Source organism: Rhodococcus sp. BP-349, from assembly GCF_019835845.1.
Classification (GTDB): Bacteria; Actinomycetota; Actinomycetes; order Mycobacteriales; family Mycobacteriaceae; genus Rhodococcoides.
In genome coordinates this window covers 28,439-47,607 of record NZ_JABUDR010000002.1, presented here as the reverse complement: position 1 = coordinate 47,607, position 19,169 = coordinate 28,439, and the positions used below count along the sequence as shown (strand labels likewise).

Below are 19,169 nucleotides of genomic sequence, written 5' to 3'. Positions count from 1 at the left end.
TCAGCTCCGCGGCTTGGCCAACGGGAACGCGAGGGTCTCGCGGATCGACCCGCCCGTGATGAGCATGACCACCCGGTCGACACCCATTCCGAGGCCACCGGTCGGCGGCATGCCGTGCTCGAGCGCCTGGAGGAAGTCCTCGTCCAGTTCCATCGCCTCGGGGTCGCCGCCCGCGGCGAGCATCGACTGCGCGGTGAGGCGAGCGCGTTGGTCCACGGGGTCGGTCAACTCGCTGTACGCGGTGCCCAACTCGACCCCCCACGCCACCAGATCCCACTTCTCGGCGACGCCCGCGATGCTGCGGTGGGGCCGGGTCAACGGGGACATCGACGTGGGAAAGTTGGTGTAGAACGTCGGGAACTCGGTGACGTCCTCGACGAGGTGCTCGTACATCTCCTGCGCCACGGCGCCCTCGTCCCAGGTCGACTGATACGGGACGTCGTGCAGATCGCACAGCCGATGCAATTCGGCGAGCGGTGTGTCGGGCCGGACGTCGGCACCGATCTTCTCCGCGACGGCGCCGTGCATGGTCTTCACCGGCCACTCGCCGGAGATGTCGATCTCCGTCATGGTGCCGTCCTCGGCCGGCCGGTAGATCACCTCGCGGCCGTGCGCGGCCACGGCGGCGCGCTGGATCAGCTCCCGGCACAACACCATCGCGCGTTCGTAGTCACTGTGCGCCTCGTAGGCCTCGAGGATCGTGAACTCAGGATTGTGCTTGAAGTCGGCGCCCTCGTTGCGAAACACGCGGCCGATCTCGAAGACGCGTTCCATGCCGCCGACGCACAGCCTCTTGAGGTACAGCTCCGGCGCGATGCGCAGGTAGAGATCGAGGTTGTAGGCGTTGATGTGCGTGAGGAACGGCGCCGCGTTCGCGCCGCCGTGAATCTGTTGCAGGATAGGCGTTTCCACCTCCATGTATCCGCGGTCGCCCAACGTGTCGCGCAGCGATTTCACCACCGCGCTGCGGGCACGCATGAGGGCGCGCGCCTGCGGATTGATCTCCATGTCGACGTAGCGCTGACGCACCCGCGCCTCGGGATCGGTGAGCCCGCGGAACTTGTCGGGCAGTGGGTGCAACGATTTCGCGTTCATGCGCCAGTCGCTCACCAGCAGCGCGAGCGCTCCGGTGCGACTGCGCCCGACCACTCCCGTGCAGGAGATCAGGTCGCCCAGGTCGAAGTCGGAGGTGAAGCGCCGCAACCGATCTCGATCGATACGCTCGCGGTCGAGCAGGATCTGCAGGTCGCCGCTCCAGTCGCGGACGAGACCGAAGACGACGCCGCCGTAGTCGCGGATGCGCAGCAGGCGACCGGACACGCGCACGGTGGTGCCCTCCGGGGCGTTCGCCGCGGCGTCCACGGTGTGGGTGGGCGGGTGCGCGACGGGGTAGGCGTCGACGCCGTCCGCGGAGAGCCTGTCCAGCTTGGACATCCGCACCCGGACCTGCTCCGGCCGTCGCCGACCGGGCACGGTGTCGACGGGTGTGTCGTCGGGCTCGCTCCCGTCGGCGTGCAGCGTGCCGTCGGCGAGCAGAGCGGCGGGGACCGCCTGTCGGGTGCCGGTGTGGGTGCGAGCACCGAGTCCCGGCAGCGTGAGGAACCCCTCCGCGATGGCCGATGCGGTACCCACCTTGGGCAGGTCGCGGTTGTCCTCGAAGCACAGGTACCGCGGCACCCACTCGGGCTGGTACTTGAGATTCGATCGGTAGAGCGCCTCGAGCTGCCACCATCGCGAGAAGAACACCAACGTCGAACGCCACAGGCGCAGAACGGGTCCGGCGCCGATACGGCCGCCCGCCTCGAACACGGAGCGGAAGACGGCGAAGTTCAGGGACACCTTGGTGATGCCCACTGTGTCCGAGCGGGACGCGAGCTCGGAGACCATCAGTTCGACGGTGCCGTTGGGTGATGCGGGGTCGCGGCGCATGAGGTCGAGCGATGCTCCGCTCGCGCCCCAGGGAACGAGGGAGAGGGTGCCGACGACGCGGTCGTCCGCATCGAGCACGGCTTCGACCAGCAGGCAGTCGCCGTCCAGGGGATCACCGAGGCGTCCGAGTGCCATGGAGAATCCGCGTTCGGTCTCGGTGTCACGCCAGCGGTCGGCACGCTCGACGATGGCCGGCCACTCGCCTTCGGGGATGTCTCGATGGCGTCGGATACGCACCGAGAGTCCCTTGCCGCGCGCCCGATTGACGGCCTGGCGCACCGGGCGCATGTCCGGTCCGTTCAGGCTGAACGAGCGGGTCTGCAGGATCGCCTCGTCGCCGAGTTCGAGCACGGCGAGTCCCGCCCGCCGGAACGCGGCGGCACCCGTCTCGCTCGCACCCATCACCGCCGGGGCCCATCCGTACCGCGACGACAACTCGAGCCACGCCTCGATCGCGTGCGGCCAGGATTCCTCGAGGCCGAGGGGGTCACCGCTGGCCAGGCACACGCCGACCTCGACGCGATAGGTGATGGCAGCCTTGCCGTTCGGTGCGAAGACCACCGCCTTGTCGCGGCGGGTGGCGAAGTAGGCCAACGAGTCGTCGTGACCGGAGCGGGCGATGAGCCCGCGCAGTGCCGACTCGTCCGTGCCGGTGAGAGCATTGCTCGCCCGCTGCGAGCGGAACAGTGTCACCACCGCGGCGGCGAGGGCGACGAAGGCGAACAGTCCGAGAAGAAAGTTGAGCAGACCGTGCGGTCGACCGCTGAACTGCTCGTTGTCCACCAGGGCCAGCCCGGCCACTCGGTTGAGCGACCACAGGAACGTCTCGTTCCGCGGCAACGAGCCGGGGAACGCCTCGAGCAGCGCCCAGCCGGCGAGGATGCCGGCGACGAGACCGGTGACGAGGACGCCGAGCGCCTTCCATCCGGCGCCGCGTCGGACCTTGGTGTCGAACTCGGCGCGGGAGGCGAGCAGCAGTGCGATCACCGCGACCTGCAGGACCAGGCCGATCCAGGATCCGACGCTTCCGGAATCGTCCACCAGGGTCAGGACGTTCACCACTGCCGACGCCGCGGTGTAGAGGACGGCGATCCACCACGCGACGCGTTTGCGCGTCGACAGCGCCGCGGCGACGAGCGCGACGACGAAGCCGTAGGACAGGCTCGTGTCGGGAGCGTCGATGACGTACGAGTCGAGCCACTCGCGGGGGACGTGGACGAGCGCTCGGAGCGCGGGCGACAGGCTCCACAGGAGGACCAGCGTCGCGTACACACCGAGCACGAGGCCGACGTGGTGCGGCACCTGCCGGAGGCGCCCCTTGTGCCGCGACCGGCGATCGGCGCGGGCGACGCGGGATGCGTCGGACAGGCCCGACGGGGACGGTGATGCAGTGCCCCCGGCGGGTGCCGCCGAGGTCGCCTGAGTGGCCATGATCGAGCGCCTCCTGCCGAGACCGGATCTACGGATGGGCCCGTGATCCGCAGGACACAGGCTGTGACAGACAACTATGCAACGTCCGCTGCCCACGCGCGTCCTTTGCCGCGCACCACACTGTCGGCGGAGGGTCGGGAACCGGAACGACGTGGGGTTCGTTGGCCGGGCAGCACCGATCCGAATACGGATGAATCGGGCGAAACGAGAAGGGATCTCTCACATGGGCGTCAGCCTGACCAAGGGTGGCAACGTGTCTCTCACGAAGGCCGCACCGAATCTGACCGCGGTGTCCGTCGGACTCGGATGGGATCTGCGCACGACGACCGGAACGGATTTCGATCTCGACGCCAGCGCCATCGCGCTCGGCCCGGACAAGAAGGCCCCCGGCAACGAGTACTTCGTCTTCTTCAACAATCTGAAGACTCCGGACGGCTCGATCCAGCACACGGGTGACAACAAGACCGGTGAGGGCGACGGCGACGACGAGGTCATCGACGTCGATCTCGCAGCGGTCCCGTCCACCGTCGACATCGTCACGTTCCCCGTCTCGATCTACGAGGCCGACGCGCGCTCGCAGTCCTTCGGGCAGGTCCGCGGCGCGTACATCCGTGTCATCGACAAGTCCAACGGCACCGAACTCGCCCGTTACGACCTCACCGAGGATGCCTCGACGGAGACCGCCATGGTGTTCGGAGAGCTGTACCGCAACGGTGCGGAGTGGAAGTTCCGCGCCGTGGGCCAGGGCTACGCCTCCGGACTCGCCGGCATCGCCCGCGACTTCGGCATCAGCGTCTGATCACTGTCGACGCGGGACATCGCGGCGGTCGGCTCGTCGCCTCGCGCGCACGACGCCGACCGCTCCGATGATCATTCCGACGATGGACAGCACGTCCGACTCGGTGAATCCGTGCTGGGGTGAGAACACCACCAACACCCGGCCCTCGAGGGGGCCGTTGAAGAGCAACCAGCCGATCGACGCGAGCACCACCGCGGAGATCGACCAGACGTTCGGCCCGGCCAGGCACCACGCCGACGCGGCGAACAGAGCGTTCATGACCACGAGTGCGTGGAAGACGTCGATCACGGGGTGGGTTTCCTAGTCTGAGTCCGGTGTGAAGCAGGGTGTCGGGAAGCAGGGTGTCGGGAAGCAGCGTGTCACAGAAATGTCGAGAGCAGCCGGTGCCCGCCGGCCGCCTTGGCGCGGTACATCATCGAGTCCGCGCCGCGGGTCGCACGGTCGATCGCCGCGGGTCCGGAACTCCACAGCGACGAGTCGGGACTCAACACGGCGACGCCGACGCTGGCCGTCACGGGAATAGCGTCCTGCTGATCGTGAACCGTCTCGGTGACGAGCGCGACCACCGATTCGAGTCGACCGTCCACATCCGTGAGGACCGCCACGAACTCCTCGCCGCCGGTACGCGCGAGCACCCCGTGGCCGTCGAAGAGCTCGGCCAGCCGGGTCGCGACCAACACGATCACGGTGTCGCCCTGATCGTGTCCGAAGCGATCGTTGACGCTCTTGAACCGATCGATGTCGATCATGACCACCACCACGGGCGTCGCCGTCGTCAGTGCTGTCTCCCACAGATCCTCGACCGAGTTCTGCAGACCGCGGCGGTTCTTGACGCCGGTCAACGAATCGAGATCCGATGCCTTCGCGTCCGTCGAGACGAGTGACCACGCGATGGACGCGAAGATCGGCACCCCACTGCTCGCACCGCTGGCCACCAGCACGGCGGCGATCGCGTCCCACGGTCCCCACAGGTCCTGGACGTATGCCAGGGCCCCGATGAGGACGATCACGGCATTCGTGAACGCCAGGTGGGCGAGCAGAACACGGGGACTGAGGAAGAACGTGCAGAGAGCGCCGTTGATCGCGAACAGGAAGGTGCCGATCAGCGCCGAGGTCGGGGTGTCCAACAGGATCACCGACGCGATGCCGACGTCTCCGAAGATCAGGAAGCCGAGGAACTGTGCCTTCGTGTCCGGCGTCGGTCCGGTGAGCACCCAGATCATCGCGGCGATCTGCAGTGCCAGCACGAGGAAGACGTAGACGATCGCCGGCGTGCCGGAGGGACCGTTGGGCGAGGCGAGCATCAGCATCGACACGGTCGCGTTGAGCAGCACCGCGCCGGCGAAGACCAGCCGGATGATGCCGTGGATGGACCGGGTCGAGTGGTGGACGAAGATCCAGTCGAAATCGTGCGGCGTGGTCAGCCACCGACGGACGACGTCGAGCGCGCTGTCCCGAGGCCGGTGGGTGAGGGGTCTGCGCTGCGCGTTGCGGACGCGGCGAGACCCACTGTGTCGACCCGGCCGAGAGCGATCGCGGGACGCGCGGACGCGCTGCGCGACCGGTCGACGGGTCGGGTGCGACATGCGTGGAGAATCCCTTCGAACTCGATGCGACCCCCGACGCGATGTGTGTCCCTGCTGGCGACCAGTGAAGTGTACGTGTAGTCGGTTTGGTCGGCCCGAAACCGGAGAAACATCGGGTATTCGTGGTGGGTCGGTGGAGGGACCGCCGACGTACCATCGGCCGCATGACCGCTGTCTTCCCTGCCAGGCTCCCCGTCGTGTGTGCGCCGATGGCCGGAGGTCCGTCGACTCCCGCCCTGACCGCCGCCGTGAGCGATGCCGGCGGACTGGGATTCCTGGCCGGAGCACTGCTGAGTCCGGACGCTCTCGACGACAGGCTCGCCGAGGTCGAGTCCCTCACGTCCTCGCCGTACGGCGTCAACCTGTTCCTCCCGTCCGCGCACATCGCCGTCGCCGACGAGATGGCGGCGTACCGCGCCGCGCTCGCCCCGATCGCCGCCGAGTTCGGGGTCGAACCCGGCCCGGCGACACCCGGCCCCGACGACATCGACGCCGTGATCGAGGTGGTGCTCGCCCACCGCCCGGCGGCCGTGTCGGTCACGTTCGGTCGACCCGGCGCCGAGCTCACCGCCCGCGTGCACGAGATCGGCGCCCTGATGATCGGAACCGTCACCTCGGTCGACGAGGCCCGCGCGGCCGTGGCGGACGGGGCCGACATGCTCGTCGTCCAGGGCAGCGAGGCCGGCGGACACCGGGGCGTCTACACCGACGACGCGTCCTCCCCTCGAGGCGGTGACGCGATGTCGCTGCCGTCCCTGCTGCTGGCCGTCGGACTCTCGGTCGACGTGCCCCTCATCGCGGCCGGCGGAATCATGGACGGGTCCGGTGTGGTGGCGGCTCTCGGACTCGGCGCCGTCGCAGCGCAGATGGGCACCGCCTTCCTGTGCTCCGACGAGGCCGGCACCTCGGCGGTGCACCGCGCCGCACTGCTGGACCGCCGCTACCGGCGCACCGTGGTGACGCGCGCGTTCTCGGGACGGCCGGCACGTGGCCTCGAGAACGAGTTCGCCGCGCAGTTCACGGCCTCCGCGCCGGCCGGATACCCCGACGTCAACGCGATCACGGGTCCGATCCGCACCGCGGCGACGGCTGCCGGAAGGGCGGACGTCCCCAACCTGTGGGCCGGTACCGGGTGGCGCTCGGTGACCGCCACGTCGGCCGCCGACATCGTCGCGCGGATCGTCGCGGAGATGGAGACCGCCTAGAACGTCAGGCGGGATCGGCGGTCGGGGTCCGGTCCTGACTCCCCGCGAGGAGGATCGACGCGATCAGCTCGGGGTTGTCCGACATCGGCACGTGGCCGACACCGGGGACCGAGATGACGCGGGCGTGCGGGAAGCGGCGACGGACGCCCCGCACCTGGTAGTGCGGCAGGATCAGGTCCCGCGTGCCCCACGCCACCGTCACCGGCACCAGCGGTTCGGTGAGCGTCGGGAACTCGAACGGTGCGTCGATGCCGGCGTCGATCATCGCGTTGGTGGTGAGTGACGAGGCGTCGACGACGGCGGCCTCGTACGACACCCTGCTCGGATGCGCGAAGAACGGCAGCAGCGTGGGATACCGCACCGCTCGCATCTTCAGTGCCGTGGGCGCGGCCTTGCCGAACGTCCGCGCGACGCTGCGCATCGCGCGGAACGTCACCATGGTCCGAGCCTGATCGGTGTGGTTCAGGAAGAAGCCCGCGGGCGACAGCGCGGTGGCCGACGCGACCTCCCCCTGCGCGGCGAGGCACAGTGCGACGAACCCACCGAGCGAGTTGCCGGCGATGTGGACTTGATGGTCCGGCTCCTCGATCTCGCGGACGAACTCGGTGACCTCGTTCTGCAGCGCGTGCAGTACGTTCTCACCGGACTCGCGCAGCGGCTCCGACTCCCCGTGCCCGGGCAGGTCCACAGTGACGACCCGCCGATAGGGCGTGAGCAGATCCAGCACCGCGTCCCACGCCTGGCGGCGGTGAACGACTCCGTGCACCAGCACGAGGGTGGGACCGTGACCGTCGACGTCGTAGCGCAGTGTCATGGGCGGATGGTAGCGGAGCCGCGCGCAGTGCCTGTCACTCGGCGTACACAGACAATCCGGTCAGGCGCTCAGAACCCGGTCGATCGCCGCGACGGCGTCGGCCAGTGCCTCTTCCGTCACGGTCAGCGCGGGACGGAAGCGGACGCTGCGTGAGCCGCACCCCAGCATGATCACCCGCTCGTCGACGAGGAGCCGCGTGATCAGTCGATCACGAGTCGCGGTGTCCGGCAGCGAGAACGCCCGGAACAGGCCGCGTCCCCGCACGTCGGAGATCGACGGGTGCCGCAGCGCGAGTGCGTCGAGAGCGTCGCCGAGGACCGCGCCCCTCTCCGCGGCGCGGGCGATGAGGCCGTCGCGTTCGATCACCTCGAGGATCCGCCGTGCCCGCACCATGTCGGCCAGGCCGCCGCCCCACGTCGAGTTGATCCGGGATCCGACCTCGAAGACGTTGTCGCGCACCATGTCCACGCGCCGGCCGGCCATGATTCCGCACACCTGGGTCTTCTTGCCGAAAGCGAGGACGTCGGGTTCGATGCCCAGCTGCTGGTGCGCCCACGCGGTGCCGGTGATGCCCGCCCCGGACTGGACCTCGTCGACGACGAACAACGCGTCGAACTCGTGGCACAGAGCCTGCAGCCCGAGGAGGAACGACGGTCGGAAGTGATGGTCGCCGCCCTCGCCCTGGATCGGCTCGACGATGGCGGCGGCGATGTCGTCGGGGAACGACTCGAACGCGGTACGCGCGGCGGCCAGTGAGCGCGCCTCGAGAGCGTCCATGTCCGCGCCCTCGCGCAGGTACGGCGACGGGATGCGTGGCCAGTCGAACTTGGGGAAACGCGCGACCTTGATCGGATCCGTGTTGGTGAGCGACATGGTGTAGCCCGACCGGCCGTGGAAGGCGTGCTCGAGGTGCAGGATCCGTCCGCCCAGTGCCGGGTCGAGACCGCGGGACTCGTTCAGCCGACTCTTCCAGTCGAAGGCCACCTTCAGGGCGTTCTCGACGGCGAGCGCACCGCCCTCGACGAAGAAGAGGTGGGGTAGTTCGGGGATGCCGAGCACGCGCGCGAAGGTCGCGACGAACCGGGCCATCGGCTCGGAGTAGAGGTCGGAGTTGCTCGGCTTGTGCAGCGCGGCCGTCAGCAGATCCGCCCGGAACTCGTCGTCCTCCGCCAGCGAGGGGTGGTTCATCCCGAGGGCGTTGGACGCGAAGAACGTGAACATGTCGAGGTACGACGCACCGGTCCGCGCATCGACGAGTGTGGAGCCGTGCGACCGCTCGAGGTCGAGAACCATGTCGAAGCCGTCGGCCAGGATGTGGCGCGACAGAACGTCGTGGACCGACTCCGGCGCACCGGCGGGAACGGGGGTGGTGGGCCGCGATGGCAGTACCTGCGTCATGAAGGCGAAAGTACGCGATAAAATACTGTCAAACAACAGCTGGGCCGGAATAAATCCTGTCACGACCATCGGAGACAATGAATCCATGACATCGACCGTCGACCTGTCCGCCCGTACGTCCGAGCTGCTCGCCGCAGTCGGGGCCGCGCCGCTCGACCACGACTCCGGCCTGGCCGCGACCAGCCCGATCACCGGTGCGGTGTTGGGCCACGTGCCGCTCAAGAGCGACGTGGACTCGGTGATCGCCGCAGCCGCGGACGCCTACCGGTCGTGGTCTCTCGTTCCCGCGCCGGTACGCGGCGGTCTGGTGCGTGAGCTGGGTGAACTGCTCCGCGAACACAAGGACGCACTCGGTGAGCTGGTGTCCATCGAGGCCGGCAAGATCGTCAGCGAGGGCCTCGGCGAGGTCCAGGAGATGATCGACATCTGCGACTTCGGCGTCGGACTGTCCCGCCAGCTCTACGGCAACACCATCGCCACCGAGCGGCCCGGCCACCGGATGATGGAGCAGTGGCACCCACTCGGAGTCGTCGCCGTGATCACGGCCTTCAACTTCCCGGTCGCGGTGTGGTCGTGGAACACCGTGCTCGCCCTCGTCGCCGGCGACACGGTGGTGTGGAAGCCGTCGGAGAAGACGCCCGTCACCGCGGTGGCCGTGCAGGCGCTGTTCGAGGAAGCCGCACGCCGTGCCGGAGTGTCGCCGGCAGTGGCGCAACTCGTCGTCGGTGACCGTGCCGTCGGGGAGACCCTCGTCGACGATCCGCGCATCGCCCTGGTCTCCGCCACCGGATCGACCCGCATGGGCCGCGAGGTCGGTCCCCGCGTCGCGGCACGGTTCGGCCGCGTGCTCCTCGAACTCGGCGGCAACAACGCCGCGATCGTCTGTCCGAGCGCCGATCTCGACCTCACCGTCCGCGGCCTGGTGTTCTCCGCGGCCGGCACGGCCGGTCAACGATGCACGTCCCTGCGCCGCGTCATCGTGCACGAGTCCGTCGCCGACACCCTCGTCGACCGACTGGGTACCGCGTACTCGTCGTTACCCGTCGGGTCGCCGCTCGACTCGTCGACACTGGTCGGACCGCTGATCGACGAGGCCGCGCACGACGGTTACGCCGACGCGTTGGAGCTCGCGCGGAAGGACGGCGGCACCGTCGTCGCGGGTGGTGAGCGGGTGCGAGTGGCGGGCGCCGAGGACGGTGTCTACGTCCAGCCGGCCATCGTGCGGATGCCCGCGCAGACCGACGTGGTGCGCCGTGAGACGTTCGCGCCCATCCTGTACGTCATGACCTACAGCGATCTGGACGAGGCCATCGCCCTCCACAACGACGTACCGCAGGGGCTGTCGTCGTCGATCTTCACGACCGACCTGCGCGAGGCGGAACGCTTCCTGTCGGCGGCCGGGTCGGACTGCGGCATCGCGAACGTGAACATCGGCCCGTCGGGCGCGGAGATCGGCGGCGCGTTCGGCGGCGAGAAGGAGACCGGTGGCGGGCGCGAATCGGGCAGTGATGCCTGGAAGTCCTACATGCGACGCACCACCAACACGGTCAACTACAGCTCGGAGCTGCCGCTCGCCCAGGGGGTGACGTTCCTGTGACTGCGGGAAGGCCGGAGGCCGGCCGGGATCACAGCGCGGGAAGGCCGGAGGCCGGCCGGGATCACAGCAGTGATCGAACAATCGAGATCCGCGACGAGGTGATCAGGCTGGGGCAGTTCCTCAAGCTGGCCGATCTCATCGAGTCGGGGTCCGAGGCGAAGGCCGTGATCGCGGACGGCCTCGTCGAGGTGAACGGGGAGACCGAACTGCGCCGAGGGCGCCAGCTCCGTGCGGGCGACACCGTCACCGTCGGCGGGGTGTCCGCCCGCGTCTCTCAGGCCTGAGCTGCCGGTCAGCCCTGAGGCGGGAGGGGCTGCGCAGCGACGACGACTCCGTCGTCGTCGCTGTAGACGAACTCGCCGGGGATGAAGGTGATCCCGCCGAACTCGACTGTGACGTTCTTCTCACCCGACCCGGTCTGCGTGCTCTTGCGCGGGTTGGTGCCCAGCGCCTTCACCCCGATGGCAAGGGTCGTCAGGATCGCCGAGTCGCGCACGGCACCGTTGACGATGACGCCCGCCCACCCGTTGTCCACACCGCGCCCGGCGATGATGTCGCCGACGAGGGCGGTGTGGACACTCGCGTCGCCGTCGACCACCAGGACTCCGCCGTTGCCGGGCTCCGACAATGTCTGCTTGACCAGCAGGTTGTCCTGAAAGCAGCGAATGGTGGTGATGGTTCCGCAGAACTCGCGCACGGCCCCGAGCTGACGGAACTGCGTGTCGCAGCTCCGGATGTCCGGCCCGATGGTGTCGGCGAGATCGGCGGTCGCGATGAAGGTGCTCATGGCGTCACAGGCTAGCGGCAGTGCTTCGGTCCGTCGGGTCACGCTGTCGGAGACACCCGCCGGGGCGGCGGTAGGTGCGTCGGCTGTTCGGTCCCTCGAGGTCGATTGGACGGTGCAGGTCGGGGGAACCCGCACGTCATGAGTACAAGTCACGACGGCAACGACGGTCACACCGGTGACGAGACTGCGCGCGACGCCACCCGAGAGGACCACCCCATGTCCGGCCAGAATCCCGATCCCGCAGAGACTGCAGGACTCCAGCCCGGTGGCAGCATCGTGCCGGGTGACACGCCGCCGGACTCCACGTCGGCCGCGGGTCCCAATCATGAACCGCCTCAGCGCACTCGGACACCCGCGATCGTGTTCCTGGTCGCGGTCGGCGTCGTCGTGGTGCTGATCGTCCTCGGTGTCGTGGGCAGGATCGCGGGCCTCGTCTAGAGCCCCCGAGAGAACCGACGACGGAGCACGTGGCCTCTCGGCCTCGTGCTCCGTCCTCGTGTCAGGCCCCGTGCTCGCGGGCGTTCGCTCCGACGACGGCGACGATCCACTCGGCCAGCCCGGCGGCCCGCCTGTCGTAGTGCGCGCGGAAGCGCTCGTCGGCGGTGTACATCCCGGCCACGCAGACGTGCATCGCGTGATCGCAGTCGTAGAAGCGGTCGATCGACGCTCGGTGACGTTCGGCCAGAACGTTCGCCTCGTCCGAACCGGGTTCCACGCCCCCGAGCATCGCCGCCGCGAGATCGGCCTCGAGATGCTCGGTGTCGGCCTTGATCGCACGCCAGTCGTCGGCCGACAACGCGGCAGTGCGCTCCGTGCTCTGGGCCCACGCGTCGGTGTCTCCCCAGCGCTCGCGGGCCTCGTCCTCGTACCTCTCGCCGGCCCAGTCGTCGCCCCAGATCTCACGCTGCTCGGCCGGGGTCAGGTTCGTACCCATCGTCTTCCTCTCGATCACGGTGTCCACGGCGTTCGCCATGGCGGTCAGGTGAGCGATGCGCTGGTCGAGCAGGGCGCGCTGCCGTCGGAGATGCTCGAGCGCGTCCGCGGCGGGATCGTCGAGAATCTCCTTGATCTCGGTCAGCGGGAACCCGAGTTCGCGATAGGTCAGCACGGAGTACAGGCGCTCCACGTCCCGCGCCGAGTAGGTGCGGTATCCCGCGGGAGACCTGCCGCCGGGCACCACGAGGCCCACCGCGTCGTAGTGGTGCAGGGTGCGCACGCTGACGTCCGCCAGCGTGGCCACCTGTCCCACGGTCAGTGCATCGTTCACACCGGTCACTGTCGTGCCTCCCGTCGCGTGAGGGTCAAGCACAATCTTGGCCCGATCCATCGAGGCGTCCGGTCAGGGGCTGTGTCCGAGCGCACTCCTGGCGTACCGTGTCGATACCGACGGTGTATCCGTCAACCGTCGTCACACTCATCCGCCACTGGGAGATACGCATGTCAGCGCCGACCGCAGACACGTTCACACGACTCGTCGCCCTCGCCTCGGTCGCACCGGGTCGGGAGACCAAGCCCGTCATCGAGGTGTTCACCGGCCGCGAGATGGCGACCATCCCCGTCGGCACCCGCGACGACGTGCTGGCGGCGAACGACAAGGTCCGCGCAGCCCAGAAGCGGTGGGCGACGACGTCCATCGCGGATCGAGCGAAGATCCTCCACAAGTACCGCGACCTCGTGTTGAAGCACCGCGCGTCGCTCATCGACCTGGCGCAGGCAGAGACCGGAAAGTCCCGGTCCGCCGCCCAGGAAGAGGTCCTCGACATCGCGATGACGGCGCGGCACTACGCGCGGGTCTCCGGCGAACTGTTGAAGAGCAGGCGCGTCAAGGGCATGCTTCCCGTGCTGACCAAGACGCAGGTCAACTACCAGCCCAAGGGCATCGTCGGCATCATCTCGCCGTGGAACTACCCGATGACCCTCGCGGTGTCCGATGCCATCCCGGCTCTGATGGCCGGCAACGGCATCGTGCTGAAGCCGGACAGCCAGACGCCGTACTGCGCACTCGCGTGCGTCGAGCTGCTCTACCAGGCCGGTCTGCCCCGCGACCTGTTCGCCGTGGTTCCCGGCCCCGGATCGGTGGTCGGCACTGCCATCGTCGACACCTCCGACTACCTGATGTTCACGGGGTCCACCGCCACCGGCCAGCTGCTCGCCGAGCAGACCGGTCGGCGACTCATCGGTTTCTCCGCCGAGCTCGGCGGCAAGAACGCCATGATCGTCGCCGCCGGCGCCAAGATCCCCGAGGTGGTCGACGCGGCCGTCCGTGCCTGCTTCTCCAACTCCGGTCAGCTCTGCATCTCCATCGAGCGCATCTACGTCGAGAAGTCGATCGCCGACAAGTTCACCGCCGCGTTCGGTGAGCGGGTGCGCCGCATGACGCTGGCCGCCACGTACGAGTTCGGGGTCGAGATGGGCAGCCTCATCTCGGAGGATCAGGTCAAGGCCATCTCGAACCACGTGGACGACGCGAAGGTGAAGGGTGCGACCGTGGTCGCCGGCGGCAAGGCACGCCCCGACATCGGCCCGCTGTTCTACGAGCCCACCGTGCTCACCGGCGTCACCGACGACATGGAGTGCTGGGGTGCCGAGACGTTCGGTCCCCTCGTCTCCATCTACCCCGTCGCCAGTGTCGACGAGGCCGTCGAGCGGGCCAACGCCACCGAGTACGGACTGAACGCCAGTGTGTGGGCGAAGACGAAGGCGCAGGGCGAGGCCATCGCCGCGCGACTGCACGCCGGCACCGTGAACGTGGACGAGGGCTACGCGCCGACCTGGGGAAGCACCGGTGCGCCGATGGGCGGCATGGGTGTCTCGGGCGTCGGTCGTCGACACGGACCGGACGGCGTCCTGAAGTACACCGAGTCGCAGACCGTCTCCACGACGCGCCTGATCAACCTCGGTGGACGGCGGTTGCCTCCGAAGCTCTGGGCGAAGACGCTGCCCATCTTCATCCGGGCGCTGAAGTACGTGCCGGGACGGTAGCGGCGCGCATCCCGTAGAATCGGGCGAAACACCCGCAGCGACAGAGGACGAATGGACAGCGACAAACCCGGGCCGGTCATGGCCCCCCTCGTATCGACCGATGCGACCAGGGCGGTGACCGGCAGATGAGCGAGTTGTTGACGCTTCTCCTCGGTATCGTCGTCGTCGTCGGAATCACCGCCGGCACAGGCTATTTCGTAGCCCAGGAATTCGCCTACATGACCGTGGACCGGTCGAGGCTCGAAGCGCGTTCGAAGGCGGGTGACACCGTCGCCGCGCGCACCCTGGCCGTCACGAAGCGCACGTCCTTCATGCTCTCGGGCGCTCAGTTGGGCATCACCGTCACCGGCCTGCTCGTCGGTAACTTCGCCGAGCCGCTCATCGGACAGTCTCTCGGGACTCTGCTGGGCGGCGTCGGCATTCCCAGCGGTGTCGGACTCGCCGTCGGTGCGGTGACGGCGTTGGTGGTGTCGACGTTCGTGCAGATGCTCTTCGGCGAGCTGTTCCCCAAGAACTTCGCCATCGCGCGCCCCGAACCCGTCGCCCGATGGCTCTCGCTGTCGACGACGATCTACCTCAAGCTGTTCGGCTGGCTCATCCGCATCTTCGACGCCTCGTCGAACGCGCTGCTGAAGGCGCTGAAGATCGAGCCGGTCCACGACGTCGAGCACTCGGCGACCCCGCGCGACCTCGAACACATCGTGGCCGAGAGCCGGGGCACCGGTGACCTTCCCGAGGAGCTGTCCACACTGCTCGACCGCATCCTCGACTTCCCCACCCAGACCACGGGTCACGCGATGATCCCCCGTGCGAAGGTGGCGACGGTGCGCTCCGACTCCACCATCGCCGAGGTGCGCGCCCTCATGAGCGTCGAGCACTCGCGGTATCCGGTGCTCCACGCCGACGACTCGATCGAGGGCGTCGTCCACCTGCGCGACGTGCTCGCCACCGACCTGCCCGGCGACACACCGGTCGCCGTGCTGTCCCGCGACGCACTGGTGCTCCCCGAGACCCAGATGCTCCCCGACGCCATGGGCGAGCTGCGCGCGTCGAAGAATCAACTCGCGTGTGTCATCGACGAATACGGCTCCTTCACCGGTGTCGTCACCATCGAGGACCTGGCCGAGGAGCTGGTCGGTGAGATCACCGACGAGCACGACGATGCCGACGGCGCGGAACCCGTGCCCGGCGACGACGGTGTGTGGACGGTGGCGGGCGACGTCCACCTCGACGAGGTGGAACGTGCTCTGGACCGCGAACTTCCGGAGGGTGACATCGAGACCATCGCCGGACTGGCCATCAGCGTCCACGGATCGCTTCCCGAGGTCGGCGACGTCATCGAACTCGAGCTGCCCATCGACCCCGGTGACCTCGCGACCGATGCCGAACCGCCCCGACGGTTCCTCGTCATGAGGATCCAGGAGATCGACAACCACGTGCCGTCGTCGGTCACGCTCGAGGTCGTCGAGCGCACTTCCGACGACGTCCCGGCCATGAGCGAGACGGAGGACGCGCTGTGAGCAACCCCCTGGTGTTTCTCGTCGTCACCGTCGGCCTGATCGCGCTCAGCGCCTTCTTCGTGGCCGTCGAGTTCGCGCTTCTCGCCGCCAAGCGGCACCGGCTCGAGGACGCGGCGGCCGATTCGCGCTCGGCGCGCGCCGCGCTGCGCAGTTCCACCGAGCTGACCGTGTTGCTTGCGGGTTCGCAGCTCGGAATCACGCTGTGCACGTTGGCACTCGGTGCGTTCACCAAGCCGACCGTGCACTACTGGCTCCGGCCGATGTTCGAGTCCGTCGGTCTGCCCTACTGGGCATCCGACGTGCTCGGCTTCGTCCTGGCCCTGATCATCGTCACCTTCCTGCACCTGGTCGTCGGCGAGATGGCGCCGAAGTCGTGGGCCATCGCGCATCCCGAGAAGTCGGCGACGATGCTGGCCATCCCGATGCGTGTCTTCATGTTCTTCACCCGCCCGATCCTGGTGTCGCTCAACGGAATGGCGAATGCACTGCTGCGCCGGGCCGGTGTCACGCCGGCCGATCAGGTGATGTCGGGCCAGAATCCGGACGATCTCGAGCAGCTGGTCGCACACTCGGTGAGTGTCGGATCGCTGGACAAGGGTTACTCGGATCAGATCTCGAGTGCGCTGGAACTGCAGAGGCTCACGGTGGCAGACCTCGTGCGCACCGATTCCGAGCCCACTGCGGTGGCGACGTCGGCGACGGTCGCTGACGTGCGGGCGGCGTCGCTGCGCACGGGCCATCTGCGCATCCTGGTGCGGGACGGGGCCGATGTGATCGGTCTGGTCCACGTGCGGGACACGTTGCAGGCCGAGGACTCCCGCTCCGTGGACGACTTCGTGCGACCGGCCTTCGAGCTCGACGCGGCCGCGCCCGTGTACGTCGCGCTCGCGGAGATGCGGGAGACCCGCAACCACCTCGCGGTGGTACGGAACGGCGGCGCGGTGGTCGGTGTCATCACCATGTCGGACGTGCTCGTTCGATTGCTGCCCAGCGCGGACCCGCTGCCCGCGTGATCAGGCCGTGGTCGCCAGTGCGGCGGCCACGCCGAACGCCACGGCCATCGCCGCGGTCTCGACGACAGCACGTCGGGTCGAGATCGCGGCGTCGGTGGTGTGGGCACCGATGACGCTCACCCACGTGCGCCGTCGCCACCACCCGCCGATCACCAAGGCGACCAGCAGGACCGTCTTGAGCAGGATCAGCCGCCCGTAGCCGGTGTCGACCAGGTCGGTCACCGAGGCGAGCCGCACGGCGGCGTTGACGACACCGGTGACGGCGACGGCGACCACACACCACAGCGCGGCCGCCGAGTAGCGCGGGAGCAGATCCGCCCAGGCGGTCCGTGACCGCAGGGTCACCGCCATCGCGATCAGCAGCCCGAGCCACACCGATGCCGCCACCACGTGCACGGCCACCAGCAGCGCGCCGACGGCTTGCTGCGCCATGTGGCCGGTCATCGGGCGAGCGATGAGGGCGACGGCGGTGGGTACGACAACAACGATGCCGGAGACTTCCAGATCGGTGCGGAGGGCAGTGGCCGCCAGCACGGCCATCGCGAGCGCGACGACCACGACCGCGGAGCCGATCCGGCCGTTGGCGATGTTCTGGACGTAGTCGGTGAACGTGCCGAGCGACACCGCGGTGGCGCTGACGGCCTCGGAGCGCGCAGCCCCCAGCACCATCAGCGTGACCTCGGCGACGGCCCAGCACGCGGCGGCGACGAGGGCGCCGCGCCACGCGAGGTGGTCGTCGACGTGCCTGGATTCGCGGGCCCACAGGATCAGCAGACCGAATCCGAGGACCACGGCACCGGCGACGTCGGCACCGGTCCGTACGAAGGAGTCGAGCGGAAGGTCGGAGGGCGCCAGTACGAGGGCGGCGATCACCCCGAGCAGTGCGGCCGGAACGACGGCGAGCGGTGACCACCGCGCGGTCGTCGTCCCGGCCACGACTCAGTTCTTCTTCCGCAGAGCGAACGCGAGACCGCCGAGGAACACCACCGCGGCGGCGACCAGGAACGGCCAGAGCGGCACACCGCCCCCCGACTCGGTCGAGGACGCGCCGGCGTCGGCCGCGGGACCGGGGGTCCCGGTACCGGCCGTCGTCAGCTCGAACGTCCGGGTACCGCTGACCGGGTGGCCGTCGGCGGACGTGACGCGGAACGCGATGGTGTACGTTCCCGTCGGGCCGAGCTCCCGGAGGTTCACCGCGACGGTGGAACCCGACACCCGCGGGTCACCGTCGGACCAGAGGTTGCCGTCGGGACCGACGACGGTCAGCGAGGCGAACTGCGACTGCACAGCCTCGTTGAACGTCACCGTCGCCTCCGCCGGACCCTGATCGACGGAACTCTCGTTCTCGGGAGAGCTGGACACCACCACCGAGTGCGCGGACGCCGTCGAGGTGCCGAGCAGCAGCGCCGCGGCGAGGGCGAGCAGTAGAGCGAGGAACCGTCTCACGAGCGTCGACTCCGCACCGTGGCGCCGATCCCGAGTGCGGCACCGAGTGCTCCGAGAACCAGGCCGATCCCGCCGAGCCACCGGGCCGTGGTGTCGGACGACGACGCGGCGGCCTCGGTGGTCGAGGACGCTGCCGACACCGTGGGGCTGCTGTGATGATCGCCGTTGCTCGCGGCGAGTTCCAGTGTGGGAGCCGGCAACTCGGGCTCGGTACCGTCCTCCGGTGTCGGCTGGTCCCAGTTCACGACCTCGCCGTCACTGTAGGTCTGGCGGGCCGGGAAGGACACGCTCTCCTCCTCCGGCAGGGGGCCGGCCGAGAGCTGGAACTGCTCGAACTGTCCGGGCCCGACACCGGGGTTGCCGGGATCCGCCGTCCAGGTGACCGAGGTGGCCAGTTCGTCCGCGGAGCGTTCGACGACGGCCGTCCAGCCGGGCATGGGCTGCGTGCGGGCCGAGGTGAGGCCGGGCAGCTGGACGGTGACGGAGGTGGTGGACGCCGCCTCCGACTCGGTCGGCACCCGGAAGGTGAGAACGCCGTATCCGCCCTGTGCCGCGTCCGGAGCGGACACGACGACGTGGGCGGACGCCAGTCCTGCGGAGGCGAGGAGGGCGGCGGCGGTGAGGACACTCGTGCCCAGGGCACGCGTGGAGAAGCTGGTCAT

General features: G+C 68.9%; 18 protein-coding genes. 8 read left to right on the top strand and 10 right to left on the bottom strand.

The window, feature by feature from the left end; all coding sequences use genetic code 11:
* Complete coding sequence (lysX, locus tag HQ325_RS10665; protein WP_222629332.1) at window positions 1-3,360, bottom strand: bifunctional lysylphosphatidylglycerol synthetase/lysine--tRNA ligase LysX; 3,360 nt, start codon at window positions 3,358-3,360, stop codon at window positions 1-3.
* Between the two features lie 223 nt (window positions 3,361-3,583).
* Between lysX and HQ325_RS10660 the strand changes: the two genes are divergently transcribed.
* Window positions 3,584-4,159: a TerD family protein gene (locus tag HQ325_RS10660; RefSeq protein WP_027505908.1), complete on the top strand. Its 576-nt coding sequence runs from the start codon at window positions 3,584-3,586 to the stop codon at window positions 4,157-4,159.
* Here HQ325_RS10660 and HQ325_RS10655 read toward each other — a convergent pair whose 3' ends face one another.
* Window positions 4,160-4,447, bottom strand: a complete 288-nt coding sequence (locus HQ325_RS10655) for a hypothetical protein (protein ID WP_308014537.1) — start codon at window positions 4,445-4,447, stop codon at window positions 4,160-4,162.
* A gap of 71 nt (window positions 4,448-4,518) precedes the next feature.
* Window positions 4,519-5,745, bottom strand: a complete 1,227-nt coding sequence (locus HQ325_RS10650; protein WP_222629330.1) for a diguanylate cyclase — start codon at window positions 5,743-5,745, stop codon at window positions 4,519-4,521.
* Window positions 5,746-5,909: 164 nt separating this feature from the next.
* Between HQ325_RS10650 and HQ325_RS10645 the strand changes: the two genes are divergently transcribed.
* Window positions 5,910-6,950 (top strand): nitronate monooxygenase family protein, encoded by a 1,041-nt coding sequence (locus HQ325_RS10645; RefSeq protein WP_222629328.1) that lies wholly within the window; start codon window positions 5,910-5,912, stop codon window positions 6,948-6,950.
* A 4-nt stretch (window positions 6,951-6,954) separates the two neighbouring features.
* Here HQ325_RS10645 and HQ325_RS10640 read toward each other — a convergent pair whose 3' ends face one another.
* Both HQ325_RS10640 and lat read right to left on the bottom strand, forming a co-directional pair.
* Complete coding sequence (locus HQ325_RS10640) at window positions 6,955-7,764, bottom strand: alpha/beta fold hydrolase (RefSeq protein WP_222629326.1); 810 nt, start codon at window positions 7,762-7,764, stop codon at window positions 6,955-6,957.
* A 60-nt stretch (window positions 7,765-7,824) separates the two neighbouring features.
* Complete coding sequence (lat, locus tag HQ325_RS10635; protein ID WP_222629324.1) at window positions 7,825-9,162, bottom strand: L-lysine 6-transaminase; 1,338 nt, start codon at window positions 9,160-9,162, stop codon at window positions 7,825-7,827.
* 85 nt (window positions 9,163-9,247) lie between these two features.
* On the opposite strand from lat, the gene HQ325_RS10630 reads away from it, so the two are divergent.
* Window positions 9,248-10,759 (top strand): aldehyde dehydrogenase family protein, encoded by a 1,512-nt coding sequence (locus tag HQ325_RS10630; RefSeq protein WP_222629322.1) that lies wholly within the window; start codon window positions 9,248-9,250, stop codon window positions 10,757-10,759.
* Window positions 10,760-10,839: 80 nt separating this feature from the next.
* Window positions 10,840-11,043 (top strand): RNA-binding S4 domain-containing protein, encoded by a 204-nt coding sequence (locus tag HQ325_RS10625; protein WP_222630934.1) that lies wholly within the window; start codon window positions 10,840-10,842, stop codon window positions 11,041-11,043.
* Between the two features lie 8 nt (window positions 11,044-11,051).
* On the opposite strand, the gene rraA is transcribed toward HQ325_RS10625, so the two are convergent.
* Window positions 11,052-11,546: a ribonuclease E activity regulator RraA gene (gene rraA / locus HQ325_RS10620; RefSeq protein ID WP_222629319.1), complete on the bottom strand. Its 495-nt coding sequence runs from the start codon at window positions 11,544-11,546 to the stop codon at window positions 11,052-11,054.
* Window positions 11,547-11,684: 138 nt separating this feature from the next.
* Here rraA and HQ325_RS10615 point away from each other — a divergent pair, with 138 nt between their 5' ends.
* Entirely contained in the window at window positions 11,685-11,984 is a 300-nt protein-coding gene (locus HQ325_RS10615) for a DUF6480 family protein (protein ID WP_261778238.1), read from the top strand.
* A 61-nt stretch (window positions 11,985-12,045) separates the two neighbouring features.
* Here HQ325_RS10615 and HQ325_RS10610 read toward each other — a convergent pair whose 3' ends face one another.
* Entirely contained in the window at window positions 12,046-12,813 is a 768-nt protein-coding gene (locus HQ325_RS10610) for a MerR family transcriptional regulator (protein WP_222629316.1), read from the bottom strand.
* Window positions 12,814-12,983: 170 nt separating this feature from the next.
* On the opposite strand from HQ325_RS10610, the gene HQ325_RS10605 reads away from it, so the two are divergent.
* The 3 genes from HQ325_RS10605 (at window position 12,984) to HQ325_RS10595 (ending at window position 17,061) form a co-directional block, all read left to right on the top strand.
* The gene (locus HQ325_RS10605; RefSeq protein WP_222629314.1) at window positions 12,984-14,528 is read left to right on the top strand and encodes a succinic semialdehyde dehydrogenase; all 1,545 of its coding nucleotides are present in this window, start codon (window positions 12,984-12,986) and stop codon (window positions 14,526-14,528) included.
* Window positions 14,529-14,653: 125 nt separating this feature from the next.
* A complete protein-coding gene (locus HQ325_RS10600) occupies window positions 14,654-16,048 on the top strand; it encodes a hemolysin family protein (protein ID WP_222629311.1) in 1,395 nt (464 codons plus the stop codon).
* Window positions 16,045-17,061, top strand: a complete 1,017-nt coding sequence (locus HQ325_RS10595; protein WP_222629308.1) for a hemolysin family protein — start codon at window positions 16,045-16,047, stop codon at window positions 17,059-17,061. Before HQ325_RS10600 ends, HQ325_RS10595 begins: the two co-directional genes overlap by 4 nt.
* Here the strand turns inward: HQ325_RS10595 and HQ325_RS22785 are convergent, their stop codons facing one another.
* Genes HQ325_RS22785 through HQ325_RS10580 form a run of 3 tightly spaced genes read right to left on the bottom strand, consistent with a single transcriptional unit; the run spans window position 17,062 to window position 19,169 of the window.
* Window positions 17,062-17,997, bottom strand: coding sequence for a CopD family protein (locus tag HQ325_RS22785; protein ID WP_222629306.1), 936 nt, complete (start codon window positions 17,995-17,997; stop codon window positions 17,062-17,064).
* A 3-nt stretch (window positions 17,998-18,000) separates the two neighbouring features.
* Window positions 18,001-18,507, bottom strand: coding sequence for a copper resistance CopC family protein (locus HQ325_RS10585; protein WP_222629305.1), 507 nt, complete (start codon window positions 18,505-18,507; stop codon window positions 18,001-18,003).
* The gene (locus HQ325_RS10580; RefSeq protein ID WP_222629303.1) at window positions 18,504-19,169 is read right to left on the bottom strand and encodes a YcnI family protein; all 666 of its coding nucleotides are present in this window, start codon (window positions 19,167-19,169) and stop codon (window positions 18,504-18,506) included. Before HQ325_RS10580 ends, HQ325_RS10585 begins: the two co-directional genes overlap by 4 nt.

What these genes read in the sequence shown, in the direction of transcription:
- lysX (WP_222629332.1), bottom strand. Translation starts at nt 3,360, where the DNA reads ATGGCCACTCAGGCGACCTCGGCGGCACCCGCCGGGGGCACTGCATCA.
- HQ325_RS10660 (WP_027505908.1), top strand. Translation starts at nt 3,584, where the DNA reads ATGGGCGTCAGCCTGACCAAGGGTGGCAACGTGTCTCTCACGAAGGCC.
- HQ325_RS10650 (WP_222629330.1), bottom strand. Translation starts at nt 5,745, where the DNA reads ATGTCGCACCCGACCCGTCGACCGGTCGCGCAGCGCGTCCGCGCGTCC.
- HQ325_RS10645 (WP_222629328.1), top strand. Translation starts at nt 5,910, where the DNA reads ATGACCGCTGTCTTCCCTGCCAGGCTCCCCGTCGTGTGTGCGCCGATG.
- HQ325_RS10640 (WP_222629326.1), bottom strand. Translation starts at nt 7,764, where the DNA reads ATGACACTGCGCTACGACGTCGACGGTCACGGTCCCACCCTCGTGCTG.
- lat (WP_222629324.1), bottom strand. Translation starts at nt 9,162, where the DNA reads ATGACGCAGGTACTGCCATCGCGGCCCACCACCCCCGTTCCCGCCGGT.
- HQ325_RS10630 (WP_222629322.1), top strand. Translation starts at nt 9,248, where the DNA reads ATGACATCGACCGTCGACCTGTCCGCCCGTACGTCCGAGCTGCTCGCC.
- rraA (WP_222629319.1), bottom strand. Translation starts at nt 11,546, where the DNA reads ATGAGCACCTTCATCGCGACCGCCGATCTCGCCGACACCATCGGGCCG.
- HQ325_RS10615 (WP_261778238.1), top strand. Translation starts at nt 11,685, where the DNA reads ATGAGTACAAGTCACGACGGCAACGACGGTCACACCGGTGACGAGACT.
- HQ325_RS10605 (WP_222629314.1), top strand. Translation starts at nt 12,984, where the DNA reads ATGTCAGCGCCGACCGCAGACACGTTCACACGACTCGTCGCCCTCGCC.
- HQ325_RS10600 (WP_222629311.1), top strand. Translation starts at nt 14,654, where the DNA reads ATGAGCGAGTTGTTGACGCTTCTCCTCGGTATCGTCGTCGTCGTCGGA.
- HQ325_RS10580 (WP_222629303.1), bottom strand. Translation starts at nt 19,169, where the DNA reads ATGACCAGCTTCTCCACGCGTGCCCTGGGCACGAGTGTCCTCACCGCC.